This window comes from Streptomyces sp. NPDC059142 (assembly GCF_042755665.1).
GTDB lineage: Bacteria > Actinomycetota > Actinomycetes > Streptomycetales > Streptomycetaceae > Streptomyces.
The window spans coordinates 1-8,981 of sequence record NZ_JBHZDA010000157.1 but is presented as its reverse complement, the minus strand read 5'-3'; the positions used below and the strand labels follow the sequence as shown (position 1 = coordinate 8,981).

Annotated in this window: 8 protein-coding genes; 7 read left to right on the top strand and 1 reads right to left on the bottom strand. The window is 71.9% G+C overall.

What is annotated here, in order from left to right; genetic code table 11:
- The 4 genes from ACFXPK_RS31520 to ACFXPK_RS31505 all read left to right on the top strand — a co-directional run.
- Positions 1 to 640, top strand: a 640-nt coding sequence (locus ACFXPK_RS31520; protein ID WP_385080545.1) for a DUF5753 domain-containing protein, incomplete at its 5' end; no start/stop codon positions are given.
- Positions 637 to 831, top strand: a complete 195-nt coding sequence (locus tag ACFXPK_RS31515) for a DUF397 domain-containing protein (RefSeq protein WP_385080544.1) — start codon at positions 637 to 639, stop codon at positions 829 to 831. The genes ACFXPK_RS31520 and ACFXPK_RS31515, both read left to right, overlap by 4 nt.
- Complete coding sequence (locus tag ACFXPK_RS31510; protein ID WP_385080542.1) at positions 828 to 1,007, top strand: DUF397 domain-containing protein; 180 nt, start codon at positions 828 to 830, stop codon at positions 1,005 to 1,007. Before ACFXPK_RS31515 ends, ACFXPK_RS31510 begins: the two co-directional genes overlap by 4 nt.
- Positions 1,008 to 1,255: 248 nt before the next feature.
- Entirely contained in the window at positions 1,256 to 1,957 is a 702-nt protein-coding gene (locus ACFXPK_RS31505) for a TMEM175 family protein (RefSeq protein WP_385080541.1), read from the top strand.
- Between the two features lie 57 nt (positions 1,958 to 2,014).
- On the opposite strand, the gene ACFXPK_RS31500 is transcribed toward ACFXPK_RS31505, so the two are convergent.
- On the bottom strand, positions 2,015 to 2,419 hold the full coding sequence (locus tag ACFXPK_RS31500; RefSeq protein WP_385080549.1) for a GntR family transcriptional regulator: 405 nt from the start codon (positions 2,417 to 2,419) through the stop codon (positions 2,015 to 2,017).
- A gap of 331 nt (positions 2,420 to 2,750) precedes the next feature.
- On the opposite strand from ACFXPK_RS31500, the gene ACFXPK_RS31495 reads away from it, so the two are divergent.
- The 3 genes from ACFXPK_RS31495 to ACFXPK_RS31485 all read left to right on the top strand — a co-directional run.
- Positions 2,751 to 3,374 carry a hypothetical protein gene (locus ACFXPK_RS31495; protein WP_385004382.1) on the top strand — a complete coding sequence of 208 codons (624 nt, stop codon included), beginning with the start codon at positions 2,751 to 2,753 and terminating at the stop codon, positions 3,372 to 3,374.
- 175 nt (positions 3,375 to 3,549) lie between these two features.
- Positions 3,550 to 5,655, top strand: coding sequence for a flotillin family protein (locus tag ACFXPK_RS31490; protein WP_385004380.1), 2,106 nt, complete (start codon positions 3,550 to 3,552; stop codon positions 5,653 to 5,655).
- 355 nt (positions 5,656 to 6,010) lie between these two features.
- Positions 6,011 to 8,981: DNA repair ATPase (locus ACFXPK_RS31485; RefSeq protein ID WP_385080547.1), on the top strand; the 2,971-nt coding region annotated here is incomplete at its 3' end.

Below are 8,981 nucleotides of genomic sequence, written 5' to 3'. Positions count from 1 at the left end.
GGTGTGGCTGGCGAAGAACTCGGGGCATCGGGGGTGGTGGCTCAACTTCCCCGAGCTGTCGGACGGGTATCGCGACCACATCTCACTGGAGGACGATGCGACGTTCATCCGTGAGTGGCAGACGGTGCTGGTCCCCGGCCTGTTGCAGACACCGGCGTACGCGGAGCAGACATCCGTGCTTGCTCCTAACTCGGTCGCACCGGAAGCTGTGGCCCGGTACGTCAAAGTGAGAGAGGAACGACAGGCGAAGATCGAAGAGGGCGGCGCCAGCTACTCGGCGATTGTCTGGGAGCCCGTCGTGACGCTCGCGCTGGTCCCTGACGCTGTGCACCGAGAACAGTTGGAACATCTTCTGAAGGTGGGAAGACGGAGCAACGTCTCCATCCAGGTACTCCCCGTCTCGGCTGGTGTGAAGGCCGGCGTCAGCTACCCGTTCTCCTCATTCTCTTTCGACAGTCAGCCCGCTGTTGAGGCCGTCGCCATCGACAACCTTCGTGGCGCATCGATCCTTGAAGCGGCGGACGATCTGACCGCTTACGCCAGTGTGTTCGACCGTCTACGATCGGAAGCACTGTCGCCGGATTCGAGTGCTCGGCTCGTCAGACAAGTACTGCGGAGCAGCAAGGAAGAAGCATCGTGAACCTTGAGGTTGTAGGTCCATATCGGAAGTCGTCCTACTCCGGCCACGACAACAACTGTGTGGAGGTGGCCCCGATAGCCAATAGTGGCCGCGCTGTGCGTGACAGCAAGGACGTGACCCGCCCTTCGCTGCACTTCGCCCCCGCTCAGTGGGCCGCCTTCCTGACGCACACCAAGGCGGAAGCATCGTGACCCCCGAGGCTGTCGGCCCGTACCGGAAGTCCTCGTACTCCGGACCGGAAAGCAACTGCGTAGAGGTGGCTGCCACCTCCAACGGTGGCCGCTCCGTACGCGACAGCAAGGACACGAACCGCCCGTCCCTGCGCTTCGCGCCCGCCCCGTGGCGGGCCTTTCTGCGTAGCTGCTAGCAGAAGCTCCCCAGGCCCTCGGCCCGCACCGGGCGTGGCGCGGAGCGCGGGGGCGCCGTCACAGGTCTGGCGGCGTCCGCACCGTCACTGCGCGCCGATATGCCTGGCGGTTACACGTAAGTGTGGGGCTGTTGATCATCTGGACAGTTGCCTCGGGTAACCTCCGCCCTGGCCACCGATCTCGCAAGGAGCGGTGTGCCCCGCACGAGGCAAGGTGTCGCGGCGGTGTGGGCGGAGAGGTGCGACACATGGGTGCCAGCGGTTCCAGCAGCGAGACCAAGACGGAAGGGGCGGACACCGGGAGCGCGTCGGATTCCGGGCCACGCGGCCTGGAGCCGGGCGCGTCGGCGGAACGGCTGCTCCTGTTCACCGACGCGGTCGCCGCCATCTCCATCACCCTCCTCATCCTGCCGCTGGTCGACCTCGTTCCCGAGGCCGTCTCCGCCCACGAGGCGCCCAGCAAGGTGATCACCGATCACCTCGACCAGATCTGGAGCTTCCTGCTCAGCTTCCTGGTCATCTCGAACATCTGGCTGGAACACCACCGGACCTTCGCGTCGGTCGGGAAGCTGACCCGCCCCCTGATGGTCTGGAACATGGGGTGGCTGCTCGCCGTCGTCGTGCTCCCCCTGCCGACCGAGATGATCGGAGCCTTCGGCCGGGACAGCTTCGTCGCGACGTTCTACTACGCGACGCTCCTGGCCAGCATGGTGTGCAGGTCCGCGATGCTGCGGATCCTCACGACCACGCCGGAACTGCTCAAGGACGACGTCCCCGGGGCACACCGCAGGACCGCGGACCTGTACACCGAGGGCTACCTCAACGTCATCGCCGTGGTCGTCGCGTTGCTGCTGGCGCTGGCGGTGCCCGCGCTCCAGTACTACAGCCTCCTGCTGCTCGTCGTTCCCCGCCGGATCCTGCGCTTCCGCGGCCGGGCCGGCGCCCGCTGACGGGACCTCCCCGGCCCCCCGGCCCCCCGGTTCCCCCCCGGCCGGACAGGACGCCGGTCATGCCACGTCCTCCCCGGCGGCGCCCCGGAAGGTGGTCAGGAACAGCGCCTCGATCGACTCGTCGTCGAGCCCGGCCAGCCGCGCCTTCGTCAGCCAGCGCCGCAGATCCTTGCGCAGCGGCCCGAGCGCGGCGGGCGGGGCCCCGGCCAGGGTGCGCGTCACGAACGTCCCGATGCCGGGCCGGGCGGCCACCAGACCGTCGTGCTCCAGTTCCCGGTATGCCTTGAGCACGGTGTTCGGATTGATCGCGAGCCGCCCCGCCACGTCCTTGACGGTGGGGAGCCGATCGCCCTCCGCGAGCAGCCCCAGCCGCAGCGCGTGCCGTACCTGCTGGACCAGTTGCTGGTACGGCGAGAGGCCGGACCCGCTGTCCAGGTGGAGTTCAATCACTGATTCCCCCAGTTGTCTAGTGAGCTAGCACTTTAGGTGCCTCGGCGGACGGCGCGTCAAGAGATGTAAGGGGCACGTGTCTTGGGGTGCGCCGCGTCCGCGCCCGGCATTAAGGAAACGTAAAGATTGCCGGGATCCGGCAATGCGCGCACATGCCCCCGTCACACAGAATGGGCGCAGCACAGACGGGGGAAGGACCCTGGTGCCGGGACACGGAAGCGTGTCCCGCGCCGGGGCGATGACGCACGCGGACGCCGATGACGTACATGGACGACATGTGCGGGCGCGACGGACGCGGATGACGTACGCGGGGGCGTACGGGACACCTGGGGGGTGGGGACGGATGAACGAGTTCTACGGCGCCGCCCTCGGTTTCCCCACCGCGCTCTTCGGGGCCGCCCTGCTCGTCGTCGTCGGCTTCTGGCTGCTGGTCGTCGCCGGAGCCGCCGAGCACGACGCCTTCTCCGGGCACCTGAACGCCTCGGCCGGCGGTGGGCTCGGGGGAGTCCCGGTCGCCGTGCCCGCGTCGGTGCTGATCGCCACCGCCTGGTTCGTGAGCCTCGCCGGATCGGTGCTGGTGCGCCGCTCCGTGGAGCCCGGCGCCGCCCGCACGCTCTGGTCGGTGGCCGTGCTCGCCGGGGCCCTGCTGATCGCCTGGGGGGTCACCCGGCTCCTCGTACGCCGGTTGCGCGACCTCGTTCCTGAACAGGCGCCGCCGTCCCGGCTCGACTTCATCGGGCTGACCTGCACGATCCGTACCGGCTCCGTCTCCGCCGACTTCGGTCAGGCCGAGGTCGCCGCGGACGACGGCTCGACCGCCGTCGTCCAGGTCAGGCGGGCCGGCACGGACGAGGGCGCGGCCCTCTCCGCCGGGTCCACGGGACTGCTGTACGCGTTCGACGCCGAGGGCGAGTTCTTCTGGGTCGCTCCGTACGACCCGGCGCTCGACCCGCGTTCCGCCCGCTGACCGCGTGACCGTCGGCGTCCGCCGACCCGGTGACGACAGGCGTCCGCCCACCCCGTAGACGTGGGCGTCCGCCGACCGTCACCACCACCCGCTTCGGTCCGGGTGCCGTGCCCCCCTCCGGCGCCCCGGACCGCCACCACCGCCACCACGCCCGCACTCTTTTCGAGGACTCCTCATGGATGCCATCTCCTTGGGCCTCGGCGTGCTCGTCGCCGTCGTCCTGCTCGTCGTCATCGCGCTGTTCCTGGTCATCAGCCGGCTCTTCCGCAAGGTGGAACAGGGCCGTGCGCTGATCATCTCCAAGACCAAGAAGGTCGATGTGACCTTCACCGGCGCCGTCGTCCTGCCGGTGCTCCACAAGGCCGAGTACATGGACATCTCGGTGAAGATCATCGAGATCCGCAGAACCGGCCGCGAGGGCCTGATCTGCCAGGACAACATCCGCGCGGACATCCACATCTCGTTCTTCGTCCGCGTCAACAAGACCGTCGAGGACGTCATCAAGGTCGCCCAGGCGATCGGCACCGAGCGGGCCAGCGACAAGATCGCCATCCAGGAGTTCTTCGCGGCGAAGTTCTCCGAGGCGCTGAAGACGGTCGGCAAGCAGCTCGACTTCGTCGACCTCTACACCAAGCGCGAGGAGTTCCGGGACCGGATCATCCGCGTCATCGGCACCGACCTCAACGGCTACCACCTCGACGACGCCGCCATCGACTTCCTTGAGCAGACCCCGATGACCCAGCTCGACGGCGCGAACATCCTCGACGCCCAGGGCATCCGCAAGATCACCGAGCTGACCGCCGTCGAGCACGTCCGTACCAACGAGTTCCAGCGTACGGAGCAGAAGGAGATCACCCGGCAGAACGTGGACGCCCGGGAGACCATCCTGGAGCTGGAACGCCGCCAGGCCGAGGCCGAGATCAAGCAGCACCGCGAGGTCGAGACGCTGCGCGCCCGGGAGGAGGCCGCGACCGCCAAGGTGCAGGAGGAGGAGCGCCTCGGCGCGCAGGCCGCGTACCTGCGTACGGAGGAACAGCTCGGCGTGCAGCGCGAGAACCAGGCGCGGGAGATCGCCGTGGCGCAGAAGAACCGCGAGCGGGTCATCGCCGTCGAGAACGAGCGCATCGAGAAGGACCGGGTCCTGGAGGTCATCGGGCGCGAGCGGGAGACCGAGCTGAGCCGTCTCTCCAAGGACAAGGAGGTCGAGACGGAGCGCCGCGAGATGGCCGATGTCATCCGGGAGCGGATCGCCGTGGACCGTACGGTCGCCGAGCAGGAGGAGTCGATCAAGAAGCTCCGGATCGTCGAGGAGGCCGAGCGCACCCGCCAGTCGGTGATCATCGCCGCCGAGGCGGAGGCCCAGGAGAGGCTGGTCAAGGACATCAAGGCGGCCGAGGCGGCCGAGGTCGCCGCCCGCCACCACGCGGCCGAGCAGCTCACGCTCGCCGAGGCGCGGCTGAAGGCCGCCGATCTCGACTCGCAGGCCAAGCTGCGGCTCGCGGAAGGCGTCCAGGCCGAGACGGCGGCGCCCCTGCTCGCGGCGGTGCAGGTCCGCGACAAGGAGGCGGACGTCATCGAGAAGGCGGGCCTCGCGGAGGCCGGCGCCACCGAGGCACGGCTGCGCGCCGAGGCGGAGGGCACCAGGCTGAAGGCGCTCGCGGCGGCCGAGGGCGCGCGGGCGCAGGCCACGGCGGAAGCCGCGTTGATCGGCGAGAAGCTGAAGGCCGAGGCGGAAGGGCTCACGGAGAAGGCGGCGGCGATGGCCGCGCTGGACGACGCGTCCCGTACGCACGAGGAGTACCGGCTGCGGCTGGCCGCGGACAAGGAGATCCGGCTCGCGGGCCTGGACGTCCAGCGGCAGGTCGCGGAGGCACAGGCCACGATCCTCGCGACCGGCCTGGAGAACGCCGACATCAACATCGTCGGCGGGGACTCCGTCTTCTTCGACCGGCTCGTCTCGTCGATCTCGCTCGGCAAGAGCGTGGACGGCTTCGTCCAGCACTCGGAGACCGCGCAGGCGCTCGGCAAGCCCTGGCTGGACGGTACGGCCAGCTTCCCGGAGGACCTGACGCGGATCCTCGGCTCGGTCTCGACCGCCGATGTGCAGAACCTGACGGTGTCGGCGCTGCTGATGAAGCTGATGAAGTCCGGCGGCGGCGCGGAGGCCGGACAGCTCGGCCGGCTCCTGGAACAGGTGGACCGGCTGGGCCTCTCCGACACCCCGCTCTCCGCGCTGAAGGGCGCACCGAACGGTGCCCTGAACGGCGCGGTCACGGCCTGAGACCCCTGGTCTCGGGGGCGCGCGGGTCCGGAGCTGCCGCACGGGGGTCGGTGGATCAGGATCCGCGCGCCGCGACGCGGGCGTACGGAAGAAGTCTGAGGCGCGGGGAGAGTGAGAAGTGAGTCCGATGGAGACCGAGGCCAGGACCGACGCGGGCACGGGCACGCACACCGGTAGCGGAGCCGCGCCCGCCGGGGCCGGTGCGGCCGACACCGGTAAGGGAGCCGCGCCCGCCAGGAGCGGCGGGGCCGACAGCGGTACGCCCGCCAGGAGCGGCGGTGCCGACACCGGTACGCCCGCCACGGATGCCGGTACGCCCGCCAGGAGCGGCGGTGCCGACACCGGTACGCCCGCCATGGATGCCGGTACGTACGAGGTGCTGCGCGACCGGCTCGGTGCCCAGGCCCGGGAGCTGGCCCGCCGGGCCGAGGCGCTGAACACCCGCCGCGTCGAGGCGTTCGGCTCCACGGAGCTGGCCCTCACCGGCACCGGACAACTGCGGACCGGGCGGCCCAGCGTCCCCCGCGACCTCGTCGCCGTCGGCGGCGCGCTGCTCCTCGGCCACCACGGGCGGCCGGACGGCGGCCCCGGGGCGCCGGTCGACGTCGGGGACGTCCTCGCGCTGTACGACCGCGAGCTGAACCCGCTGCCCGCGGACGCCGTCCCCGGACTCCTCGACGACCCGCGCTTCGTACGGGAGTTCGCGGAGCTGTACCGCTACTTCCGCGACGCCCGGCTGCGCCGGCTGCGGTGCGCCGACGGCCGGCTGCTCGCCGTCTTCCAGACCGGCGAGAGCGCCGACGACGTGCGCGTGCTGCGCTGGGCGCTCTCCGGCGAAGGCGCGGACACCGTGGTCGAGTTCCTCGACGCGCGCGGCGAGCGCGACCATGTCCTGCCGCCCGCACACGACTTCACCTGGACGGCGACCACCCGCGAGGACCAGATCCCCGGCGGCCATCCGTATGTCGCCGTCGACGGCGGCCGGTTGCACGTCTCGACCGTCGGCGGCGCCCTCACCGTCAGGGCCGGGGGCGACGACGAGGCCGCCGAGGCGCTGTACACCGAGCCGGTCACCGAACCGCTCCAGGCACTGGCCGACGCCGAGATCGAGTACGCACGGGCCGGCGCCCTGATCCTGCTGCGCGTCCGCCCGTACAAGGAGGAGACGCGGCGCCATCTCGTCGTCCACCCCGCCACCCGGACGGCTCTGCGGCTCGACGCGCTCGGACAGGCGTGCCGGCGGCTCCCCGAGGACCAGGGGATCATCTTCCCCGGCGGCCACGTCCTCGCCACCGGCGCCCACAAGACCTTCGAACTCGACGTCGACGGAATGGAGTTCGAGCGCGAGACGCGCTCCCCGAACGGCGAGGACGTGCTGTACGCGTTCCACGACCGCGCCCGGGGCCGGGGCCTGCTGCTCCCGTACAACCTGATCCGGGAGGAGGCCGCCGCCCCGCTGCCCTGCCGCGGCCACGCGCTCTTCGAGGACGGCACCCTCGTCACCCTGCGCTCCACCCCGGCGACGGCGGGGGAGACGGAGGAGGCCGCGCGGGTCCACGCCGTCCAGGTCTGGCGCTCGCCGTTCGTCTCCGACACCTACGCCGCCGCGGCCCCCGCCGGTGAGGGGCCGCTCGCACGCATCGGCAACGCCGACCTGGTGCGCGGCATCTCCGACTGCCTGTCGCTGGCCCGCTCCGCCGCCGACCCCGTGTCCACCACCGCCGAGGTGTACGGGGCGCTGCGCGCCGCCTGTGTGCGCGCCGCCGACGCCTACCACTGGCTGGGCGACCCGGACGTGGGCGATCTGCGCGAGCCGCTGGCCGGGGTACGGGACACCGCCGGGCAGGTCCTCGCCGAGTTCGAGACCGTGACGACGCTGACCCGGCAGGCGGCGGACGCGCTCGCCGAAGCCGCCGCCGGGGCCGCCGCGCTGGTGCGCCGGGCGCGCGGCGAGGCCCCGCGCACCGCCGCCGGATGGGTCGACCGGCTCACCGAACTCCGCGATGCCCACGGGCATGTGCTGACGCTCCAGGAGCTGCGGTACGCGGACACCGCGGCCGTGGACGCCCTCGCGGCCGAACTGGCGGGGGACGTCACGTCGTTCGCGCAGCGCGCGGTGGGCTTCCTGCGGGGCGAGGACGCCTTCGCCGGGTACCACGAGGAGATCGGGCGGCTGACGGCCGAGGGCGACACCCTCGCCACCGTCGCGGAGGCCGCGCCGCTCACCGCGCGCCTGGACGCGCTGGCCGCCGGGCTGCGGACCGTCACGGAGGTCGTGGCCGGTCTGGAGATCGGCGACGCCACCGTCCGTACGTCCATCCTGGAGCGGATCGCCGGGGTGCTGGGCGCCGTCAACACCGCCCGTGCCACGCTCGCCGCACGCCGCGGGGAACTGCTCGACCACGAGGGCCGCGCCGAATTCGCCGCCGAGAGCGCCCTGCTGGGGCAGGCGGTCACGGGCGCCATGGCCGTGGCCGACACCCCCGACGCCTGCGACGAGCAGATGGCGGCGCTGCTGCTGCGGCTGGAGGACCTGGAGGCGCGGTTCGCCGAGTCCGACGACTTCCTCACGGAGCTGGCCGCCAAACGCACCGAGGTGTACGACGCCTTCGCGGCCCGCAAGCAGAGCCTCCAGGACGCGCGGGCCCGCCGCGCGGAGCGGCTGGGCGGCTCCGCGCGGCGGGTGCTGGAGACCATCGCCCGCCGGGCCGCGACGCTCGGCTCCGCGGACGCGATCAGCACGTACTTCGCCTCCGACCCGATGGCCGCGAAGATCCGCCGCACGGTGGCGGAGCTGCGCGAACTCGGCGACGGCGTACGGGCGGGAGAGCTGGAGGGACGGCTCAAGGCCGCACGCCAGGAGGCGGCGCGCGCCCTGCGCGACCGCGCCGACCTGTACGCGGACGGCGGCACCCTGATCCGGCTGGGGCGCCACCGCTTCGAGGTGAACACCCAGCCGCTGGAGCTGACCCTCGTACCGGACGGGCGGGGCGGTACGGCGGGCCCCCACGACCCGGACGGCGCGGCGGGCCAGGACGGCGGGGCGGGGCGGGACGGTGCGACGGGTCAGGACGGCGGGGGGCTGGCCTTCGCCCTCACCGGCACCGACTACCGCGCGCCCGTCACCGACCCGGAGTTCGCGGCCACCCGCGCCCACTGGGCGCAGACCCTGCCCTCGGAGTCGGCGGACGTCTACCGGGGCGAGTACCTGGCGGCCCGGCTGCTGGCCGAGCACGGCCCGGAGGGGCTGCCGGAGGCGGACCGACTGGCCGCCTTCGTACGGAAGGCGGCGGAGTCGGCGTACGACGAGGGGTACGAGCGGGGCG